Source organism: Allorhizobium undicola ORS 992 = ATCC 700741 (genome assembly GCF_000621665.1).
Classification (GTDB): domain Bacteria; phylum Pseudomonadota; class Alphaproteobacteria; order Rhizobiales; family Rhizobiaceae; genus Allorhizobium; species Allorhizobium undicola.
Map to the genome: position 1 here is coordinate 282,818 of NZ_JHXQ01000004.1, position 20,004 is coordinate 302,821.

At 60.3% G+C, this 20,004-nt stretch carries 17 protein-coding genes; 12 read left to right on the forward strand and 5 right to left on the reverse strand.

Translation table 11 applies throughout. The features are described from left to right. Window positions 1-89 precede the first annotated feature (89 nt). Window positions 90-3,935: a trifunctional transcriptional regulator/proline dehydrogenase/L-glutamate gamma-semialdehyde dehydrogenase gene (gene putA / locus T424_RS0106915; protein ID WP_027487090.1), complete on the reverse strand. Its 3,846-nt coding sequence runs from the start codon at window positions 3,933-3,935 to the stop codon at window positions 90-92. A 133-nt stretch (window positions 3,936-4,068) separates the two neighbouring features. On the opposite strand from putA, the gene T424_RS0106920 reads away from it, so the two are divergent. From T424_RS0106920 to T424_RS0106975, 12 genes are all read left to right on the forward strand, one after another. After that, window positions 4,069-4,542, forward strand: a complete 474-nt coding sequence (locus tag T424_RS0106920; RefSeq protein ID WP_027487091.1) for an Lrp/AsnC family transcriptional regulator — start codon at window positions 4,069-4,071, stop codon at window positions 4,540-4,542. 446 nt (window positions 4,543-4,988) lie between these two features. Continuing rightward, on the forward strand, window positions 4,989-6,068 hold the full coding sequence (locus T424_RS20345) for an HD domain-containing phosphohydrolase (RefSeq protein ID WP_051558837.1): 1,080 nt from the start codon (window positions 4,989-4,991) through the stop codon (window positions 6,066-6,068). After that, window positions 6,065-6,406: an STAS domain-containing protein gene (locus T424_RS0106930; RefSeq protein ID WP_051558828.1), complete on the forward strand. Its 342-nt coding sequence runs from the start codon at window positions 6,065-6,067 to the stop codon at window positions 6,404-6,406. Before T424_RS20345 ends, T424_RS0106930 begins: the two co-directional genes overlap by 4 nt. Continuing rightward, the gene (locus T424_RS0106935) at window positions 6,403-6,771 is read left to right on the forward strand and encodes a response regulator (protein ID WP_027487093.1); all 369 of its coding nucleotides are present in this window, start codon (window positions 6,403-6,405) and stop codon (window positions 6,769-6,771) included. Before T424_RS0106930 ends, T424_RS0106935 begins: the two co-directional genes overlap by 4 nt. After that, on the forward strand, window positions 6,768-8,804 hold the full coding sequence (locus tag T424_RS0106940) for a chemotaxis protein CheA (protein WP_027487094.1): 2,037 nt from the start codon (window positions 6,768-6,770) through the stop codon (window positions 8,802-8,804). The genes T424_RS0106935 and T424_RS0106940 overlap by 4 nt, the downstream gene beginning before the upstream one ends. Further along, window positions 8,801-9,322, forward strand: coding sequence for a chemotaxis protein CheW (locus T424_RS20350; RefSeq protein ID WP_051558829.1), 522 nt, complete (start codon window positions 8,801-8,803; stop codon window positions 9,320-9,322). The genes T424_RS0106940 and T424_RS20350 overlap by 4 nt, the downstream gene beginning before the upstream one ends. Before the next feature lie 7 nt (window positions 9,323-9,329). Beyond that, window positions 9,330-11,009 carry a methyl-accepting chemotaxis protein gene (locus tag T424_RS0106950; RefSeq protein WP_027487095.1) on the forward strand — a complete coding sequence of 560 codons (1,680 nt, stop codon included), beginning with the start codon at window positions 9,330-9,332 and terminating at the stop codon, window positions 11,007-11,009. Next, window positions 11,006-11,485, forward strand: coding sequence for a chemotaxis protein CheW (locus T424_RS0106955; protein ID WP_027487096.1), 480 nt, complete (start codon window positions 11,006-11,008; stop codon window positions 11,483-11,485). The genes T424_RS0106950 and T424_RS0106955 overlap by 4 nt, the downstream gene beginning before the upstream one ends. Then, window positions 11,478-12,371, forward strand: a complete 894-nt coding sequence (locus T424_RS0106960; RefSeq protein WP_051558830.1) for a CheR family methyltransferase — start codon at window positions 11,478-11,480, stop codon at window positions 12,369-12,371. The genes T424_RS0106955 and T424_RS0106960 overlap by 8 nt, the downstream gene beginning before the upstream one ends. Beyond that, window positions 12,347-13,441, forward strand: coding sequence for a protein-glutamate methylesterase/protein-glutamine glutaminase (locus tag T424_RS0106965; RefSeq protein ID WP_027487098.1), 1,095 nt, complete (start codon window positions 12,347-12,349; stop codon window positions 13,439-13,441). The genes T424_RS0106960 and T424_RS0106965 overlap by 25 nt, the downstream gene beginning before the upstream one ends. A 190-nt stretch (window positions 13,442-13,631) precedes the next feature. Further along, window positions 13,632-14,315, forward strand: a complete 684-nt coding sequence (locus T424_RS0106970) for a ParA family protein (protein ID WP_027487099.1) — start codon at window positions 13,632-13,634, stop codon at window positions 14,313-14,315. Between the two features lie 379 nt (window positions 14,316-14,694). Further along, window positions 14,695-16,386 (forward strand): chemotaxis protein, encoded by a 1,692-nt coding sequence (locus T424_RS0106975; protein ID WP_051558831.1) that lies wholly within the window; start codon window positions 14,695-14,697, stop codon window positions 16,384-16,386. A gap of 43 nt (window positions 16,387-16,429) precedes the next feature. Here T424_RS0106975 and T424_RS22455 read toward each other — a convergent pair whose 3' ends face one another. From T424_RS22455 to T424_RS0106995, 4 genes are all read right to left on the reverse strand, one after another. Next, window positions 16,430-16,591 carry a hypothetical protein gene (locus T424_RS22455; RefSeq protein ID WP_154664825.1) on the reverse strand — a complete coding sequence of 54 codons (162 nt, stop codon included), beginning with the start codon at window positions 16,589-16,591 and terminating at the stop codon, window positions 16,430-16,432. A 382-nt stretch (window positions 16,592-16,973) separates the two neighbouring features. Continuing rightward, window positions 16,974-18,869 carry a molecular chaperone HtpG gene (gene htpG / locus T424_RS0106985; RefSeq protein ID WP_027487101.1) on the reverse strand — a complete coding sequence of 632 codons (1,896 nt, stop codon included), beginning with the start codon at window positions 18,867-18,869 and terminating at the stop codon, window positions 16,974-16,976. 173 nt (window positions 18,870-19,042) lie between these two features. Further along, window positions 19,043-19,537 carry a bacterioferritin gene (gene bfr, locus T424_RS0106990; protein ID WP_027487102.1) on the reverse strand — a complete coding sequence of 165 codons (495 nt, stop codon included), beginning with the start codon at window positions 19,535-19,537 and terminating at the stop codon, window positions 19,043-19,045. A 149-nt stretch (window positions 19,538-19,686) separates the two neighbouring features. Beyond that, entirely contained in the window at window positions 19,687-19,998 is a 312-nt protein-coding gene (locus tag T424_RS0106995; RefSeq protein ID WP_027487103.1) for a (2Fe-2S)-binding protein, read from the reverse strand. Between the last annotated feature and the right edge of the window lie 6 nt (window positions 19,999-20,004).

Sequence of the window (20,004 nt, forward strand, 5' to 3'; positions counted from 1 at the left end):
ACCAAAACGGTTACAGCGTCCTTTGTGCGTTTGATAAAACGCACGGCGCTGTAATGAATTACGCACCCGGCAAAAGCTGCCGACCCTCCTCAGCCAATCGCCATCAGGCTGGCATTGCCACCAGCGGCGGCCGTGTTGGTCGAGATGGAAACCTCCTCGACAAGCCAGTCCAGACAATAGGCATCATGGCCTTGGCCCTCACTGGATGCGGCCTGCACCAGTATCAGCGGACCGGGCAATTCGGCAATGGCCTTGTTGAGCGCAACCAACCCATCGCCTTCCGCCTCCAGCAAAGCCCCGGCAAAGGGCGCGGCTTTCGCCCATCCGCCCCGGCCAACCGGCGAAATCCGCCCTTTCAGCGTTTCGGGCAGTTCGGCAAGCAATCGCTGAAGACCCGCATCTGCATCGACAAAGGCATGATTGCCCGTGGCGAGTGTTGCGGCAAGCTGGCGGTAAAGCCCTTTTTGCGTTTGCGCCACCAGCAGAATGCTGCCACGGGGATGCAAGGCATAAAGGTTTTTTTCTCCCACCGGTCCCGGCAGCTCCACGCAGACATTCAGCCGTGAAGCGGCGGCAATCTCACGGACGGTCTGCGCCTCGTCACGCTGCCCTCGCCCTTCGAGCCATTGCGCGAAATCCACCAAACCCTGATCCGGCGGCAATAGCCCCGGATGCGGAAAGGCATGACCCGGCAGGCCAGATGTGTTCCCATGGCGCGGGACACTGCCGCTCCCTGTCTGTCCTGAAATACCCGAACCAAGAGTGGAAAGGGCGCTATGCTGCGGTTCTGTATTTTCGGACCGGACTTTTGCAAAAAGCCTTTCCTGCCTTTCCGTCTGATGCCGCAGCCTGCCGAGATAGAGCGGCCCGCCTGCCTTCGGCCCCGTGCCGGAAAGACCACGGCCACCAAAGGGCTGCACGCCAACCACCGCACCAATGATGTTGCGATTGATGTAAAGATTGCCCGCCTTGATGCGGCTGGTGACGTGGGCAATGGTTTCATCAAGCCTTGTATGCAGGCCAAAGGTCAGGCCATAGCCTGTGGCATTGATCTGGTCGATCAGCCCATCCAGCTCGCTGCGCCGGTAACGCAGCACATGCAGCACGGGCCCAAAGACCTCGCGGCCAAGCTCTGCCAGCGACGAAATTTCGATGATGGTTGGCGGCACGAAGGTGCCATGCGCGGTGCCATTGCCAGCGCCAATCTGCTCCACCGCTTTGCCGGCTTTGCGCATGGTGGAGATATGCGCATCTATCGTGGCCTTGGCTTCGGCGGTGATCACCGGGCCGATGTCCACCGAGAGCCGCGTGGTGGGTCCAAGCGTCAGCTCGTGCAACGCGCCCTTCAGCATGGACAGAATGCGATCTGCAACCTCCTCCTGAAGGCACAGCACGCGCAGCGCCGAGCAGCGTTGACCCGCGCTATCGAAGGCAGAGGCGATCACATCCATCACCACCTGTTCGGCCAGCGCCGAGGAATCGACGATCATGGCATTCTGTCCGCCCGTCTCGGCAATCAGGGGAACGGGCTTTCCATTCGGCAAAAGACGCACCGCAAGCTGTTTCTGGATGAGCTTTGCCACCTCCGTCGAGCCGGTAAACAGCACCCCCGCCACGCCATCCGCCGCCACAAGCGCTGCCCCGACCCGGCCATCTCCCGGCAACAATTGCAGCACGCCTTTCGGGATACCCGCGGCATGAAGGATCCGCACGGCCTCCGCAGCAATCAGCGGCGTTTCCTCGGCAGGCTTGGCCAGCACGGGATTGCCCGCCACAAGGGCTGCGGCAACCTGCCCCGTGAAGATCGCCAGCGGAAAATTCCAGGGACTGATGCAAACGATCGGCCCCAGGGCGCCATGCAGTGGCAGTGGCAGCTGCCGGGCCTGATCGGCATAATAGCGCAGGAAATCGATAGCCTCGCGCACCTCGGCAATGGCGTTCGGGGCGGATTTTCCCGCTTCCCGCATGATGAGGCCCAAAAGCACCGGCAGGCGCTCCTGCATGGTATCAGCCGCCCGCTCCAGCGCCGCAGCCCGCTCTGCGGCAGGCGTGGCCGCCCAGCCCATGGCAGCCTCACCAGCCAGAACAACAGCCTGTACAGCCTCCTGCTCATCCGCCTCCACGACCTCTCCTACCCGGTCGCGGTGATCACCCGGCGCCAGCACCGGCCGGGCGGTCCCCTGCCCCTGCCCGGCGGCCAGAAGCGGCTGCGAGCGCCAGTCTATGGCAGCACTTTCCTGCAAAGCCTCGCTCAAAGCCGCCAACACATTTTCATCCGACAGGTCGAGCCCTGCCGAATTCTGCCGTGACGGACCGAACAGATCCGCAGGAAGCGCGATCCTGTCATGCTTGCCGCCCGGCACCGCCATTGCCCTCACCTGATCGACGGGATCGGCCACAAGTTCCTCGACGGAAATGGCCGGATCGGCGATCCGGTTGACGAAGGAAGAATTGGCGCCATTTTCCAGAAGGCGGCGCACCAGATAGGCCAGAAGGGTTTCATGGGTGCCGACTGGCGCATAGATCCGGCAAGGCCGGTCCAGATGGCTCACGCCCACCACTTCATCGTAAAGCGGCTCTCCCATGCCATGCAGGCACTGGAATTCATAAGAACCGGTCTGGAAGGCATCGCCCGCCAAATGGTAGATCGTCGCCAGCGTCTGGGCATTATGGGTGGCAAACTGCGGAAAAACCACATCTCGCGCCGCCAGAAGCCGTCGCGCGCAGGCCACATAGGAAACATCCGTGTGGATCTTGCGGGTAAAGACCGGAAAATCGGCCAGTCCATCCACCTGCGCCCGCTTGATTTCCGCGTCCCAATAGGCTCCCTTCACCAGCCGCACCATGATACGGCGGCCAGCACGGCGGGCGAGATCGATGATGAAATCGATTACGAAGGGGCAGCGCTTGCCATAGGCCTGCACCACGAAACCCATTCCGTTCCACCCCGCCAGATCGGGATCGAGACTGAGTTCCTCCAGAATATCCAGCGAAAGCTCCAGCCTGTCGGCCTCTTCGGCATCGATGTTCAGGCCAATGTCATAGCGCTTCGCCAGCATGGCCAGGATTTTCACACGCGGCAAAAGCTCCGCCATTACCCTTTCGGCCTGAGCGCGGGCATAGCGCGGATGGAGCGCCGAAAGCTTGATGGATATGCCCGGACCATCGTAAATGCCCCGCCCGCCGGATGCCTTGCCAATGGCGTGAATGGCCTGCTCATAGTCACGGAAATAGCGCGCGGCATCGGCAGCGGTGGTGGCCGCCTCACCCAGCATGTCGTAGGAATAGCGGAAGCCGCGCGCTTCCAGCGGGCGGGCGCGTTTCAATGCTTCCTCAATGGTTTCGCCGGTCACGAACTGCTCGCCCATCATGCGCATGGCCATATCCACCCCCCGGCGGATCACCGGCTCGCCACACCGGGCAATCAGGCGCGTCAGGGCTGCCGAAAGACCACGATCATTGACCGTGGCCGTGAGCTTGCCCGTCACCACCAGCCCCCAGGTGGCGGCATTGACGAAGAGCGATCGCCCGCCGCCCAGATGCGCCTTCCAATCCCCTTCGGCGATCTTGTCGCGGATCAGTGCATCGCGGGTCGCATCGTCGGGTATGCGCAGCAGCGCTTCGGCAAGGCACATCAGCGCCACGCCCTCCTGCGAGGAGAGCGAATATTCATGAACCAGCCCCTCGACACCCGAGCCGCGATGCTTGGCCCTGAGCGCGGTAATGAGGCCTCGCGCCGTGGCGGCAATCGCCTCCTTCTGGGCGTCCGTCACGCTTGCAGCCGCAAGAAGCGGTGCAAGGCAGGCCGTTTCGTTCCAACGACAGGCCGCTGTTATGGCCGCCCGCAATGGCGTCCGGGGTCGGACCGGCGGAGCAAACCGGGCAAAGGGCAAAGCAGGTAAAGCCTGCGGGTCGATGATGGCGGCCTCTGTCATGGCGAAATCCTTGCTCACGAAACGGGAAAGGGACACACGTCAATCTATCATGCGCGGCGGAAGATGAGCTGACTTGAAATCAAGCCCGTTCTGGTGAAAATCTCCTATTATTTGCGTCTTTGTGGAGAAACAGATGTCAAAAGCCAAAATGGATGGAGAATTGGACCAATTCGATCGCAAGATCGTCGATGCGCTGGCGCGCGACGGGCGCATGTCGATCACCGAGCTTTCCGCCCTTGTCGGGCTTTCCAAAACCCCCTGCCAGCTCCGGCTGAAGCGCTTGCAGGACGAGGGCTATATTCTCGGCTTTCGCGCCGTTCTCGACCCGCGCAAATTTGGCCTCGACCATATCGCATTCGCTGAGGTGAAGCTATCGGACACCCGCGAGGCGGCGTTGAGCGAGTTCAATGCCGCCGTGCGCAAGATCAGAGAAGTGGAGGAATGCCACATGATCGCAGGCTCCTTCGATTACCTTCTCAAGGTGCGGACCAGCGACATCCGGCGCTATCGCGAGGTGTTGGGAGAAAAGCTCTCCAGCCTGCCGCATGTCTCCAGCACATCCACCCATGTCGTCATGCAAGCTGTGAAGGAAGTGGGCAGGCCCTGAGCTCATCCAGCCACAACCCAAGCGAAAGTCAGGCGATTTTTGCTGCTTCATTCCGAAACACAACCCCTGCCCGAATTAACGATCCATGAAATATGTTCGTATTTACAAATTTATGCAATCCTAAAACACATTTTCACTACTTAATGATATTCTTTTTTTATATTATATTTCAATGGATTGATATGGCTTCGAATGAAGGGGGCTCGACCAAAACGCCATCCAAAGCCGCTCCTCCCTCAATATGTTAGCTCAATGTTAACTTGCAAAGGCAACATTGTGCGACACGGAAATACCCATCCCAGACCACAACCTGCCGCATGACGGGGCAGGAAGACACTTGAATTCTTGAACACCAAGGAGGCGCCTGCCGAAAAGCGGCGTGCCACGGCCTGATGCCGCGGCGCGAAAGGAAAGGCGTGCGCCGATCACTGCAACGAGGCCAGCCCGTGGATGCTGTTCTGATTGACGATAGCCGTGCGATCCTCGCGGTTCTGACACGAGAGCTTGAGACGCTGGACGGTTTGTCCATTCGCAGCTTTACCGATCCGGAAGAGGCCGTCGCCGCCTGCACATGTCAACCGTTCGACCTGGTGATCGTCGATTACAACATGCCGAAACTGACCGGCGTTCAGGTCATTCGCGCCCTGCGGCAGATGCCGGATTACGCCATGGTGCCGATCGTCATGGTGACATCCCAGAACGAGGCCGCCTTGCGGCTTGAAGCGCTTCAGGCAGGCGCGACGGACTTCCTGTTGAAGCCCGTGGATGCGCTGGAACTGAAAGTGCGGGTCACGAACCTTTTGACACTGCGCCGCAGCCAGCTGGCACTGGCGCAACGCGCCGACGACCTTGCCGATGCGGTGCGTGAAAAGACGGCGGAACTGGCCTTGCGTGAGGAGGAAATCATCTGGCGCCTGGCGCGGGCCATCGAATATCGCGACGGCGCCACCGGCGATCACGTCTCCCGCGTGGCACGGCTTTCCCGGTTACTGGCCGAGGCAATCGGCCTGCCGAAAGAGGTCTGCCGGATGATCTATCTGGCCGCTCCGCTGCATGACATCGGCAAGATCGGCATTCCCGACAGCGTTCTTTGCAAGGCCGGTGCGCTGGATGCGCAGGAGCGCGCGTTGATGTGTACGCATGTGACGATCGGCGAACGCATTCTGGCCGATGGCTCCTCGGACCTTCTGCAATTTTGTGAACGCATTGCCGCCGGACATCATGAAAAATGGAATGGCGAAGGCTATCCGCGCGGCCTGCGCGGGGAGGCCACTCCGCTCGAAGCCCGCATCGTGGCGCTGGCAGATGTTTTCGACGCCCTGTGTTCCGACCGCCCCTACAAAAGCGGCTGGCCGCTGGAAAAGGCCAGGGACTTCGTGGCCGAACAGGCCGGCCAGCATTTCGACCCGCGTCTGGTCGAGGCCTTCCTGCAAAACTGGAGCAGCGTCCGCGCCATCATGGAAGAGGCTGGCACCGCCTCTCCCCCCCTTTCCGCAGCACACTCATCCTTGAGAGAAGCATCATGAACGAAGCCACCTCATCGACCCCGCTTGCTCTCGCCCCACTGGTTTTGCCCGGCCGGCTGACCATTCGCAATGCCCATGCCGTGCGCGACCTGCTGCTGGAAGCCCTCAACGGTTCCAGCAGCCTTTGTCTCGATATTCCGACGGATGCGGAAATCGATCTGAGCTTTCTGCAAATCGTCGAGGCAGCACGCCTCACCGCAGACAGGCGCGGCACGACGCTGTGCCTGAGCAGACCGGCCTCTTCCACGCTTCTGGCGGCGCTGGAGCGCAGCGGCTTTCTTCATCCCGACGATCTTCAATCCTGCCAGTTCTGGCTTCACCGGAAGGACACCCAATGAGCGCCCATATCCTCACCGTAGACGATTCCGCCAGCGTGCGCATGACCACCAAGATCGCCCTGACCAATGCAGGCTACCGCGTGACGGAAGCCGTAGACGGGCTGGACGGGCTCAACAAGGCCAAGGCAAGCCAGTTCGACCTGATCGTCACCGATCTGAACATGCCCAACATGAATGGGCTGGCCATGATCGAAGCCCTGCGCAAATCACCCGCCCATACCGGCGTGCCGATCATCTTCCTGACAACGGAATCGGATGCCGACATGAAGGGACGCGCCAAGGCCGCAGGCGCCACCGGCTGGATTACCAAGCCCTTCGATGCCGACCAGCTCGTCAAGATCGCCAGGAAGGTTCTTGGAAAATGAAACATCCGGATCCCGTTCAGGTCTTCAGAATGGAGGCGGCGGAGCTGTTCGAGCAGATCGAAAGCGGTCTGCTCGACCTGTTGCACGACCCCTCCGACCAACAGCAGATCGATGCCGTTTTCCGGGGCCTGCATACGCTGAAGGGATCCGGAGCAATGTTCGGCTTCGAGGCGCTGGCCGCCTTTACCCATCATTGCGAAAGCGCCTTCGACAAGGTGCGCAAATCGGAGGCTCCCGCTTCGGAAGAGCTGATCGCCGCCGTACTGGCCGCGCAGGACCACATGAAAGCCCTTGTGGAGACGCCCCAGGCCGATCTGGAGGCAGAGGGAGAGGTGCTGCTGGCCCGGCTGCATGAGGCCGTTGGCAATGGAGCCGGGCCGGCCGTATCGCCCGTTGCCGAAGCCGAAGCCCCCGTGCCCGCCGCCCGGCCCTCGGGACCGTCGCGCTGGTCCATCCATATGCGCCTTCCCGAAAACGTCATGGCCAATGGCACCACCCCCCTTGGCCTGCTGGACGAACTGCGCGAACTGGGAGAATGCACCATCCTTGCCGAGCGCGGCTCCATCCCCGAGCTTGCTGCACTCGACCCCACCGCCTTGCATGTGGGCTGGAAGATCGATCTCGTCACCGACAAGCCGCGCAGCGATATAGAGGATGTCTTCATCTTCGTGATGGACGACATGGAGCTGGAGATCCGCGAGGCTGAAGCCCTCCCCACCGCACCGCAGGCGGTTGCCCCGGCCGAGGAAAAAGAGAGCGGAAGCGAACCGCAGCCGCAACCAGCCGCGCCCGCGCAGGCCGAAAGGCCCGTGAGCCGCGCCGCGCCGGCGGGCCGGGATGCAAAACATGGCGACAAGGCCGCCGAGAATGTTCGCGTGCCCGCAGGCAGGCTGGACGAACTGATGGATCGTGTGGGTGAACTGGTGATCGCCCAGTCCCGGCTTTCGCGTCTGGCAGGCAGCAGTGCCGATATTCACCTCCGGTCGGTTTCGGAGGATGTGGAACGGCTTTCGGGCGAATTGCGCGACACCATGATGGTGCTGCGCATGGTGCCGATCACCCAGCTTTTCGGGCGCTTCCGCCGCCTTATTCACGATCTGGCCCGCGAGACCGGCAAGCAGATCGAGCTGATTACCGAAGGCGAGAACACCGAGGTGGACAAGGCCGTCATCGAAAGGCTGGCCGATCCCATGGTACATCTGGTGCGCAATTCCTGCGACCACGGCATAGAAACCCCGGCCGAACGCATTGCCGCGGGCAAGCCTGCGGCGGGAACGATCCGGCTTATCGCCCGCCAGTCCGGCGGCGATGTCACCATCGTCATCCGCGACGACGGGCGCGGCATCGACCGGCAGCGGGTGCGCGCCAAGGCGGAAGCACAGGGGCTCATTCCCCCCAATGCGCAGATGAGCGACCAGGAACTGATGCAGCTCATCTTCAAGCCGGGCTTTTCCACCGCCCAGCAGATCACAAACCTGTCCGGCCGCGGCGTGGGCATGGATGTGGTGAAAAAATCCGTGGAGGCGCTGCGCGGCACCATCAACATCACCAGCACTCCCGGTCAGGGGTCGGATATAGCGCTGTCGATTCCGCTCACCCTGGCCATTATCGATGGATTGCTGGTGCGGGTGGGCGCAGGCACCTATGTCATTCCGCTCTCGGCGGTGGAGGAATGCCTGGAGCTTTCGCCAGCCGACGACCGCCGCTCGCTCGACCGCAACTTCATTTCGCTGCGCGACAGTCTGGTTCCCTTCATCCGTCTCCGGGAGCTGTTCCAGACCGGCACGACGCCCGATCCGCACCAGAAGGTGGTCATCATCTCCACCGGCGAGGAGCGTGTCGGCCTGGTGGTGGACCAGATCATCGGCGACCATCAGACCGTCATCAAATCCATGTCGAAGCTGCATCATTCCGTACAGACCTTTTCCGGGGCGACCATCCTTGGGGATGGCAGCGTGGCGCTGATCCTGGACGTGACCCATCTGGTCGCGGCGGGACAGTATCAGGAGGCGCAATTGCGAACCGCGATATGAACCAGCAAGCAGCCAAACGAAACCTCACCGACATCTGGGGCGCGGAGGAAGAGCTGTCCGTCCTTACCTTCATGCTTGGCAGCGAGGTTTTTGCCGTCAAGGCGGCCATCGTCCAGGAGATCGTCGATCTCATTCCCGAAACCCATGTGCCGGGCGCAAGCCCGCTGGTGGCCAGCGTCATCAATTTTCGCGGCAAGGTCATTCCACTTGCCGATATCAGGCTGGCCTTCGGCATGAAGCCGAAAGCACCCACCATAGACAGCCGCATCATCGTGGCGGAAATCACCCTTGAAGACGAGGGGCTGCTGGTGGGCATCCGCACCGACAAGGTGTTCGAAGTCACCTCGCTTCCGCGCGCCGCCAGCGAATGGCCGCCCGCCATCGGAATGCGCTGGCGGGCAGACTTCATCGACTGCCTCGTCAAGCGCGAAGGCGAATTCATCATTCTCCCCAACATCCGGCAGATCTTCTCCGGTCACGGCGACACGGCACAGCCTGTCGTCACACAACTTCAGTGAGGCCATCATGCGATTTTCCATCAAGCTGAAACTGGCGCTGGCCTTCAGCAGCGTCGTCATCATGCTGATAGGCAGCGCTTTGCTCGCCATCGGCAGTCTCGGCAGTCTCAATTCCCAGATCGGCGAAATGCTGGAAGGTCCCGTCGAGCGGCTTTCACTCGCCCAGGAGCTTCAGGGCATACAGGTCCAGATGATACGCCAGCAACGCAACCTTCTCATTCCCGATAGCGGGCAGGAAATATCCTCCTTCATCCAAAAGGGCGACGATGCCCGCAAGAGCTTCGACGGCAAGATGAAGGAAGCCCTTGCCAAGGCTCTTCCCGCCGATGCCCCGCTGTGGAACGAGCTCCAGACCCTCTCGGAAGACTACCGCAAGATGGAGGATCAGGTCCGCAGCCTTGCGCTGGCCGGCAAGGCGGATGACGCCACGAAGCTGTCCTTCGGCCCGGTCAGCAAGACCGCCGGACGGATCGATGAACTGCTGAACAAGAATGTCGATGAAGAAACAAGGCACCTTGCGGAGGCCCGTCAGGATGCTTCCGCCGACTACGAGCATACCCGCAACGTGCTGATCGCACTTGCAGGCGGGGCCGTCGCCATATCCCTGCTTGCCGCTTTCTGGGTGATTTCCGGCATCACCAGGGGCCTTGGCCGTGCCGTCGCAACCGTCAAGAAGGTTTCCGATGGCGATCTGACGGAACTGGTGGATGTACGCGGCCGCGATGAGCTGGCGGACATGCTGCGCAACATCAATCTCATGGTCGAGCGCCTGCGGGGCGTGGTGGGCGATGCCGCCTCGGCATCCGACAATGTCTCATCCGGCAGCCAGGAGCTCTCCGCCAGCGCCGAACAGATGGCGGAAGGCGCCACCGAACAGGCAGCAGCAGCCGAACAGGCCTCGGCGTCGATGGAAGAAATGGCCGCCAACATCAAGCAGAACGCCGACAATGCCGCCCAGACGGAAAAGATCGCCCGCCAATCCTCACGGGATGCGGAAGTCAGCGGCGAGGCGGTTCTGCGTGCCGTCAACGCCATGCGGACCATTGCCGACAAGATTTCCATCGTGCAGGAAATTGCCCGCCAGACCGACCTTCTGGCGCTGAATGCCGCCGTGGAAGCAGCGCGTGCCGGCGAGCATGGCAAGGGCTTTGCCGTGGTGGCCTCGGAAGTGCGCAAACTTGCCGAACGCAGCCAGGCCGCAGCCGCTGAAATCAGCACGCTTTCCGGTGAAACCGTGCAGGTCGCCACCCAGGCAGGCGACATGCTGAACCGTCTGGTGCCAGACATCCGCAAGACCGCCGAACTGGTGGCGGAAATTTCTGCCGCCTGCCGCGAGCAGGATATTGGCGCCAGCCAGATCAATGAAGCGATCCAGCAACTCGACAAAGTCACCCAGCGCAATGCCGGCGCCTCCGAGCAGATGTCGGCGACATCGGAAGAACTGGCCGCACAGGCTGAAGAACTGCAATCCTCCATCGCCTTCTTCAAGGTGGAGCGGGCGCAGGCAAGCCGTAATGCGCCAGCCGCTCAGCCACCGCGTGAAAGGATGCCTGCCGCCGCACCCTTGCGCAAGCACGGCCATCCGCAAAGCGTAGCCGCCCAGCAGGCCCGCGCCAAGGGCTTTGCGCTCGACCTTTCCATGGGTGGGGCTGACGACGAGGACCGGCACTTCAGGGAAAGCGCATGAACGCACTGGCCAAACCCCGCGAAGCGCAATTCGTGACCTTCAGCCTGGGGGCGGAAGTGTTTGCCGTCCCCGTGGAGGCCGTGCGCGAAATTCTCGACCATGAAGACGGCTTCCAGCTTCCCCATGGTCCCGACCATCTGCTCGGACTGCGCGACGTGCGCGGCCAGGGCGTACCGATCATCGATCTGCGGCTCAAGCTGGGCATGAGCCGCACGCAGAAGACACCGCATACCCGCATTCTGGTCATGGACATTGCCTTGCCCGACCGCCTGCTGACCGTGGGACTGGTGGCGGACCGGGTTTTCGAAGTGGTCCCCTTCCCCTCCGAGGCCATAGACCACGCCCCGGACATCGGCGCGGCCTGGCAAAGCGATTATATTTCCGGCGTGGTGCGCCGGGATACGGGCTTCGTGGTCATCATCGATCTTGTGCGGCTGTTCACACCCGGCGCCCGCGGGGACGATGCCCATGCTTGAAATCCCGCGGCCCGCGGACCTGCCGCCTATCGATTACGAAGACAGGCTGAGCCAGCGGAATTTCCGCAGGCTGGCGGCATTCATCTTCGATTACAGCGGCATAAAGATGCCCGAAACCAAGCTGACAATGCTTGAGGGGCGGTTGCGGCGGCGGTTGCGGGCAACGGGCTTTGGCAGTTTCGATGCCTATTGCGATCATGTCTTCGATGAAGGAGGGCTGGAGAACGAGCTTTATCACCTCGTGGATGCCGTCACCACCAACAAGACGGATTTCTTCCGCGAGCCCAATCACTTCGAAATTCTTGCAGACCATGTGTTGCCGCATCTGGCGGCAAGCGGCCAGCGCCAGCTCCGGGTCTGGAGTTCTGCCTGCTCCATCGGCGCCGAGCCCTATACGCTGGCCATGGTGCTGAACGACTATATGGAGCGGACAGGCGCGCCGGATTATCGCATTCTTGCCACCGATCTCTCCTGCGAGGTTTTGGAAAAGGCCCATCGCGGCATCTATCCGACGGAGATGCTGGAACCTGTTCCCGCACCGTTTTTTTCCCGCTACGTGATGGTGGCGAAAGACAGGGAACGCGGCGAGGTGCGCATTTCGCCCCGCCTGCGCGCCAAGGTCGGCTTTGCCCGGCTCAATCTGATGGACGAGACCTATTCCATAGGCTCGCTGATGCATATCATCTTTTGCCGCAACGTACTGATCTATTTCGACAAGGCCACCCAGACACGGGTTCTTGCCCGGCTTTGCCAGTGCCTTGAACCCGGCGGCTTTCTTTTCATTGGCCATTCCGAATCCATTACCGGCATGAATTTGCCGCTCAAGACCTTGGCCAATACTGTTTTTCAAAAGGTGCCCCGATGCCCAGAAAAACCCGTGTGCTGATCATCGACGATTCCGCCAGCGTCCGGCAAACGCTGGTGCAGGTTCTGGAACAGGATCCCTCCATCGAGGTCATGGGCACCGCCTCCGACCCCTTTGTCGCGGCCCGGAAGATTGCCGAGGAAGTGCCGGATGTCATTACGCTGGATGTGGAAATGCCGCGCATGGATGGCATCACCTTCCTGCGGAAGCTGATGGCGCAAAGACCCATTCCGGTGGTGATGTGCTCCTCGCTGACCGAAAAGGGTAGCGAAACGCTGATGCAGGCGCTGGAAGCGGGAGCGGTCGATATTCTTCTCAAACCGCGTCTGGGCGCGGCCGACCATCTGGCGGAACAGGCCGCCCATATCTGCGACGTGGTGAAAAGTGCCGCCCATGCGCGGCTGGACCGCAGAAGCGGCCTGCGGCGGCATACGGAACCGAGCGTCATGACGCCCGAGCAGAAGCTGACGGCCGATGTCATGCTGCCGCCGCCTTCCGGCCGGGCCATGGCGCGCACCACGGAAATGGTGGTGTGTATCGGCGCCTCCACCGGCGGCACGGAGGCCTTGCGGGAGGTGCTGGAAAAATTACCGGCCAACACCCCCGGCATCGTGATTGTCCAGCACATGCCCGAACAGTTTACCGCCGCCTTTGCCAAGCGGCTCAACAGCCTGTGCAACATGGATGTCAAGGAGGCGGAAGATGGCGATCCGGTGCTGCGCGGCCATGTGCTGATCGCCCCCGGCAATCGCCACATGATGCTGGAGCGCCAGGGCGCGCGCTATCACGTGTCCGTTCGAACCGGCCCGCTGGTATCCCGCCATCGGCCCTCCGTGGACGTGCTTTTCCGCTCTGCCGCCCATTCAGCCGGCGCCAATGCCATGGGCATCATCATGACTGGCATGGGCGACGATGGCGCCCGCGGCCTGAAGGAAATGCAAAATGCCGGCGCAATGACCGTGGCACAGGACGAAGCCACCTCCATCGTCTTCGGAATGCCCAAGGAGGCCATCGCCCATGGCGGCGTCAGAAAGATCGCGCCACTGCACCAGCTCGGCCATGAAATCCTCACGGAAGACCAGCGGCGCTAACATTTCATTGTTTCACAGATACAGAGAAACATTCTACCTCTCGGTTTCCAGGCATTTCCAGAGGCAAAACCGGACACAATCATAAGCTTCAAACAAGTCAACGCAGGCACAGAGTAGGACTTGTATCGCCGTGTCCCTTCAGGCGTAGCCCTCAAGATTGCGGCAATCATCACGATGACAGGGGTCGGGCATGTCCATCATAACCTTTGCCAACACCAAAGGCGGCGCAGGCAAGACCACTGCGGTTCTGCTGCTGGCAACGGAGCTTGCACGCCGGGGCCGCAGCGTTGCCATCATCGACACCGATCCGCAAAGATGGATTTCACGCTGGTTCGAAGAGGCCCCGCCCTGCGCAAACCTGACCGTGGCAACCTATGTTTCCGTGGCAGCTCTCCAGCGCACAATTACGGGCGTGAGCCGCGAGGCCGACCATGTCATCGTCGATCTTCCGGGCGCACAATCGCCTCTTCTGGCCACCGCACTCGGCCTCTCCGATCATGTCGTCATTCCCATTCAAGGTAGCGCCATGGACGCACAGGGCGGCGCGCAGGTTATCGAGCTTTTGCAATATCTCGATCGTCGCGCCGGCATTTCCATTCCCTTCTCCGTCCTGCTTTCGCGCGTCAATTCGCTCGTGACCACCCACAGCCTACAGGCGGTGAAAAACCTGCTGGCGGAACGGGCCGTTCATGTTCTGGATACGCCGATCATCGAGCGCAGCGCCTTTCGCGACATGTTCGAATTCCGCCGCCCCCTGCATATGCTGGATCACCGCAAGGTCAGCAATCTGCCAAAGGCGCTTGCCAATACGGAAGCCTATACCAATGAAATCCTCGCACTTCTGCCGGCAGCGTCCCGAACGCAGGCCGCCTGAAGGCCAGGCTGGCGGTCTATTCCCGAAGCTCGCAAGGCTTGAAAAAAATCAAGCAGAAACAACGTAAATAAAGCTCCGTTCCCCTCGGAGATTTACCAGCTATTGTTCTTTTCCCGATAGAGTGTGCCAGATGCCGAGGGATGGCCGTGCGCAATGACAAATTGTCTTGCAGCCTCCCCAGGCGAGATGCGGGATTTGAAGCGTGACGCACTCCTTCGGGACCTTTGCCGCACGCATCAGGCCATCGGATCGAAGGACGGAGCCCGGTTTTCCGTCCGAATATGCGTAAGAACAGAAAGCTGGGGGCACCGGCGCACCTCTGCGGTGCGTGCCGTTACTCCAAGAGGGGTTTGCCGTGCGTCATCAAACGAAGTCATACATGTCGAACCCGTCCGTGACGGGCACATTGCCCTCGCTGCTGACCTCGGCCCATGCGCGGCTGGAAAAATCCTTTCTGGAGGGTGGGGCGGCGCTGGTTTCGGTGACGGAAATCATCAACAGCCTGATGGAAATCATGAACCGGCTGACCGGCTTTTTCGATGGCCAGACCAGCCGCAAGACCATAGACGGCTTGCGCCGTACCGTTTGCGACCTTGCACTGCTGCCAAGCCTGGCTGAGACACGCCAGACGTCCTTCAAGCAGATTACCGACCTCTGCGACTCCGCCCGCGACCACGTGGCCGACATGCGCGAGATCATCCGCTATCTCGGCACCTTTGCGATCACGGTAAAAATCACCGGCGCGGGCCTTGCCGAATTTTCAGGTTTCGCCGAGGAAATCCGCGAGCGCATTCAATCGGGCGCCTCCGAAATCGGCCGGTTTGCCGAACAGCTCAACGGAATGCATCAGCAACTCGATACGGCACGCACCTTTGCCGATGGCGTCTTGACGGAATTTCAGGACACCATTCCCGCCATCGTCGCCAGCCTCGAAGCCAGCTCCGCCAACCTCACCCGCGAACATCAGGCCATGGCCGCAGTGGCGCAGGAAGTCAAATCCATCGCCAGCGGCATCCAGGGTAAGGTTGCCACGGTTCTTTCCGCCCTGCAAATCGGTGACATCACCCGCCAGCGGCTTGAGCATGTTCAATCCAGCCTGGAATTTCTGGACGAGCATCTGGCCGCCAGCGGCTCCTTCAGCAACGGCGATGCCGAGCGGGTCAAGCAGGCCATTCTGCATCTTGCCCATGCCCAGCTTACCGATACGCTTGCGGACTTCCGGCAGAAATGCGCCGCCATTTTCCAGACGATCTCCAGCTTCACCACCGATGCCGCCCGCATTCTGGCGCTGCGCGACGAGATGAAGGAGGAAGACGAGAGCCTGCTGCACAAGATGCAGGCCGATATTCGCCGGGCCTGCGGACTTTCCCAGCGGGTGCAGGAACGCAGCCAGGAGTCAGACGGTCTGGTCAGCTCCGTGACCCAGACCGCCCAGCAGCTTCTGGAAGGCATTGAAACCATTCGCGCCATCAAGACCGATATTCACTATATGGCGCTGAACTCCAACCTGCGCTGTTCTCGTCTGGGCGATGCCGGACGCTCGGTAAATGTCGTCAGCGGCGAGCTGCGCACCTTTGCCGCCAAGCTGGAAACCCCCGCCGACGCCATTGTCGAAGACATGCGCAAGGTGGAGCAGGCAACCATGACGCTCACCACCGACGAAGCGGGTGACATCGACCATATTCACGAGCCGCTGCAATGCGCGCTCGACGCGCTGGAAACCGTATCCACCCAGATGGATGAGGGACTTGGGGAGTTTTCTGCACAGGGACAGCAGGTTTTCAGCCGGATCAACGCTGCCGTGTCCAAACTGGACTTCAAGGATCAGTTGGCCGACATGCTGCAATCCTGCCTGGATAGGCTGGAGCCGCAACTGGCCGAACGCCCCGCCACCCACGATCTCGAACCGCTGATGGGCCATTTGAGCCAGCGAATCTTCGCAATTTACACCATGGCGCAGGAGCGTGCCCTGCATCAGCAATTGCTGCCCTTTGCAAAGACCTCAGAACCGGCCCCCTCAACGGCAACTGCGCAGGACGATGACGAGCTGCTTGCCGCAGCGTTGTTTTGAGCACTTTCAGGAAAAGTGTAGGAACGGTTTTCCTGAAAATGCTCTAGTGCAGCGTGCCGGTTTCGAGATTGCCATCGAGAATGCGGTAAACTTCCTGAAGCGCGCTTACCAGAACGTCGGTCAGTGAGTCCATCTCCTGCGCCAGCACGAGGGCGGCGAGATTGGAGTTTTCCATGGTCACTTCCGGTTCGAAATCATCCGACATTGCTGTTCCTGTGTCCCCGGCATCATGCCGATCTCATCTGACGCGCCATCTTCATGATGGTTAACGCAGAGCAGCTTCGATTCGTTGTTTAGAACATCAGGTCGCAAAGTGTAAGCGAATTTCGGAAAATTCTATGTAAAAACAAAAAGCTAGAACCACAAATCCTGCCTCGAAACCGATGCCGTCATCAAGGAAGCGCCTGAAAATCAAGCGGATTTGGAGCCCCGGCCTCAAGGTTCAACCCTTTCGATCGGATGTTCGGCACTCAGGATAAGCAGGCAGGCTTGCGCCGGGCTTGATGCGCCCTGGCAGGGAGAAATCGTCCGGCAACCTACCGGAAGGGCAAGGGCGGGGATACGGCCATCCCCGCCGGGAGCAGTCTTCAGGCACTCAGTGCCTTGGTAAAGACGCGGGCCAAGCGCTCGGCAAAGCCACGCGGATCGGCGGGCTTGTCGCCATCCAGGATCTTCGCCTGATCATAGAGCAAATGCACCGCATCATCCTGCAAGGCGGGATTGGCCGTTGCACCGGCAATAGCCTTGACGAGCGGATGATCGGCATTGATTTCCAGAATCGGCCTTGTTGCGGTTTTCAGCTGTCCGGCCCCTTGCAGCAGTTTTTCCAACTGGCGGTCATAGCCGGTTTCCGGCGCGACAAGGCAGACGGCGCTTTCGGTCAGCCGGTCGGAATGAATGACATCCGACACTTCATCCTTCAGCTTCTCCTTGGCCAGCGCGATCAGGCTTGCCACCTCCGCCTTGGTCTCCGGGCTTTTTTCCTCTGCCTTTTCCTCCGGCTTGGCAAACTGCGCCAGATCGGCCGCGCCCTGGCTCACCGATTTGAAGCCCTTGCCCTCGAACTCCGGAGCATTCATCACCCAGAAATTATCGATCGGGTCTGTCAGCAGCAAGACCTCGATGCCGCGCGCCCGGAAGCCTTCCAACTGCGGCGAGGCCTTCAACTGCTCAAGGCTGCTGCCCGCCAGATAATAGATGGAGGACTGCCCATCCTTGGCATTTTTCAGATACTCCGCCAGCGAACGCAAACCTTCGCCGGATGTGGTGTGGAAGCGGGCAAGCCCAAGCAATTGCGTCTTGCGTTCGAAATCATCGTATAGCCCTTCCTTCAGCACGGAGCCGAAGATCTCCCAGAATTTCAGATAGGCTTCAGCGTCATTTTCCGCCTGCTTTTCCAGCGCCGTCAGGATGCGGCTGGTGACGCCCTTGCGGATCGCGCCAAGAATGGGGCTGTCCTGAATCATCTCGCGGGAAATGTTGAGCGGCAGATCGGCCGTATCCACCAGACCGCGCACGAAGCGCAGATAACGCGGCACCAGTTCGGCGTCATCGGTAATGAAAACGCGCTTTACATAAAGCTTCATCCGCCCCTTGCGGTCCGGGTCGAAGAGGTCGAAGGGCGCTGTGGCCGGAACGAAGGCCAGCGCGGTATATTCATGGCGGCCTTCGGCGCGGAAATGCACCGTCAGCGCCGGATCGTCATACTGGCCGGAAACGCCACGATAGAAATCAGCATATTCCTCCTTCGTCACATCGTTTCTGGATTTCGTCCAGAGCGCGGTGCCATCGGTGATCTGCTGCGGCTCCTCGCCTTGTTTTTCGACAATGCGGATCGGCACCGGCACATGGCCGGACTGCTGCTTGACGATGCGCTCCACCGTCCAGCGGCTGACATAGGTCTTTGCGTCCTCGTTGAGATGCAGGGTGATGCGCGTGCCGCGGGCCGGTGCGTCAGCCACATCGAGAGGGCTCACCGAATAGCTGCCCTTGCCATCGGAAGACCAGAGCCAGGCTTCCTCTTGCCCAGCGCGACGGGAGGCAACGTCCACCTGGTCCGCAACCATGAAACATGAATAGAAACCGACGCCAAACTGGCCGATCAACTGCGCTCCCTCGCCCGCCTTGTTGGCCTCGATACGCTCCATGAAGGCGCGGGTGCCGGAGCGGGCAATGGTGCCAAGCGCTTCGATCATTTCGTCACGGCTCATACCGATGCCGTTATCCTCGATGACAATATGTCGATTGTCGCTGTCGAGCTTCAGCAGAATGCGCGCATCCGGATCATCCGTCAGCAGCGAGGGGTTGGTAATGGCCTCGTAGCGCAGCTTTTCGCAGGCATCTGCGGCGTTCGAAATCAACTCACGGAGAAAAACGTCCTTATCGGAATAGACCGAATGGACCATCATATGCAGAAGGCGGGCAACGTCGGCCTCAAAGACATGGGCTTCGCTTACTGGCTTTTCCGCAGTGGCGGTGGTCATGATGTAACTCCCGGAAAACAAACTTTGCGGCCTTCAGGTGGCGAAACATCGCGTGTTTTTCAAGAGAGACATGTCTTCGGGTTGCATGAAAAAGGCGCCTGCGATGTCGCAGGCGCCTGAGTGAGAGCATTTTCAGGAAAAGCGGAAGCCCGCTTGCGCTTTTCCTGCAAGTCTCAATGATCGGATTCGACCGCGTCGGCGGAATCAGCGTTGAGCTGACCGTATTTTTCTTCGCCGAGCTTGGACAGGAGTTCAAGCTGCGTTTCAAGGAAGTCGATATGACCTTCCTCATCCATCAGCAGCTGTTCGAACAGCTTCATGGAAACATAGTCACCGGCTTGGGAACAGATGTCGCGGGATTCCTTGTAGGACGTGCGGGCGTCATATTCGCCAGCCAGATCGGCTTCCAGAACTTCCTTGACGTTCTGACCAATGCGCAGCGGAGCAAGCGTCTGAAGGTTCGGATGACCTTCCAGGAAGATGATGCGGGCAACGATCTTGTCGGCGTGCTGCATTTCCTCGATGGATTCGGCGCGTTCCTTCTTGGCCAGCTTCGTGTAGCCCCAGTCTTCCAGCAGCCGGTAATGCAGCCAATACTGGTTTACAGCGCCCAGCTCGAGAAACAGAGCCTGGTTCAAACGTTCAATGACCTTTGCATCGCCCTTCATCGGGGTTGCTCCTATCTATGGTTGATTTGGCGCGATAAAAGCAGGAAGCCGCAGAAAAGTCGAGAGGCTTTTTTAGAACGATTCCAATTTATTTTCTGGACATAAAAAATCCCCGACGAAGCGGGGATTTGACCAACACAAACGAAAGTTCAGGCGCGGTTCGCCATACGGTTTCGCCGTTCGATGATCTCGGTTTTCTGCTCCTGCTGAAACTGCTTCAGCCGCTGCATGAAATCGACGACCTTCTCGTCATCGGCCTTGCGCGCCGCGTGATAGGCTTCGGTGGTGGAAACGATGATGTCCACGACGTTCGGAAAGCAGCCACAGCAGCGGCCACGCTTTTCCATGGCATGGTAAACCTTCGCCGGAACGATCAACTGCCAACAGTCCTCGTCCAGCATCTCCGTGATCGTGTCACGGATTTCCTTGTCGGTTATAAAATTGCAGCTACAGACCAGCATGATACG

What these genes read in the sequence shown, in the direction of transcription:
- putA (WP_027487090.1), bottom strand. Translation starts at nt 3,935, where the DNA reads ATGACAGAGGCCGCCATCATCGACCCGCAGGCTTTACCTGCTTTGCCC.
- T424_RS0106920 (WP_027487091.1), top strand. Translation starts at nt 4,069, where the DNA reads ATGTCAAAAGCCAAAATGGATGGAGAATTGGACCAATTCGATCGCAAG.
- T424_RS0106930 (WP_051558828.1), top strand. Translation starts at nt 6,065, where the DNA reads ATGAACGAAGCCACCTCATCGACCCCGCTTGCTCTCGCCCCACTGGTT.
- T424_RS0106935 (WP_027487093.1), top strand. Translation starts at nt 6,403, where the DNA reads ATGAGCGCCCATATCCTCACCGTAGACGATTCCGCCAGCGTGCGCATG.
- T424_RS0106940 (WP_027487094.1), top strand. Translation starts at nt 6,768, where the DNA reads ATGAAACATCCGGATCCCGTTCAGGTCTTCAGAATGGAGGCGGCGGAG.
- T424_RS20350 (WP_051558829.1), top strand. Translation starts at nt 8,801, where the DNA reads ATGAACCAGCAAGCAGCCAAACGAAACCTCACCGACATCTGGGGCGCG.
- T424_RS0106950 (WP_027487095.1), top strand. Translation starts at nt 9,330, where the DNA reads ATGCGATTTTCCATCAAGCTGAAACTGGCGCTGGCCTTCAGCAGCGTC.
- T424_RS0106955 (WP_027487096.1), top strand. Translation starts at nt 11,006, where the DNA reads ATGAACGCACTGGCCAAACCCCGCGAAGCGCAATTCGTGACCTTCAGC.
- T424_RS0106960 (WP_051558830.1), top strand. Translation starts at nt 11,478, where the DNA reads ATGCTTGAAATCCCGCGGCCCGCGGACCTGCCGCCTATCGATTACGAA.
- T424_RS0106965 (WP_027487098.1), top strand. Translation starts at nt 12,347, where the DNA reads ATGCCCAGAAAAACCCGTGTGCTGATCATCGACGATTCCGCCAGCGTC.
- T424_RS0106970 (WP_027487099.1), top strand. Translation starts at nt 13,632, where the DNA reads ATGTCCATCATAACCTTTGCCAACACCAAAGGCGGCGCAGGCAAGACC.
- T424_RS0106975 (WP_051558831.1), top strand. Translation starts at nt 14,695, where the DNA reads ATGTCGAACCCGTCCGTGACGGGCACATTGCCCTCGCTGCTGACCTCG.
- T424_RS22455 (WP_154664825.1), bottom strand. Translation starts at nt 16,591, where the DNA reads ATGTCGGATGATTTCGAACCGGAAGTGACCATGGAAAACTCCAATCTC.
- htpG (WP_027487101.1), bottom strand. Translation starts at nt 18,869, where the DNA reads ATGACCACCGCCACTGCGGAAAAGCCAGTAAGCGAAGCCCATGTCTTT.
- bfr (WP_027487102.1), bottom strand. Translation starts at nt 19,537, where the DNA reads ATGAAGGGCGATGCAAAGGTCATTGAACGTTTGAACCAGGCTCTGTTT.
- T424_RS0106995 (WP_027487103.1), bottom strand. Translation starts at nt 19,998, where the DNA reads ATGCTGGTCTGTAGCTGCAATTTTATAACCGACAAGGAAATCCGTGAC.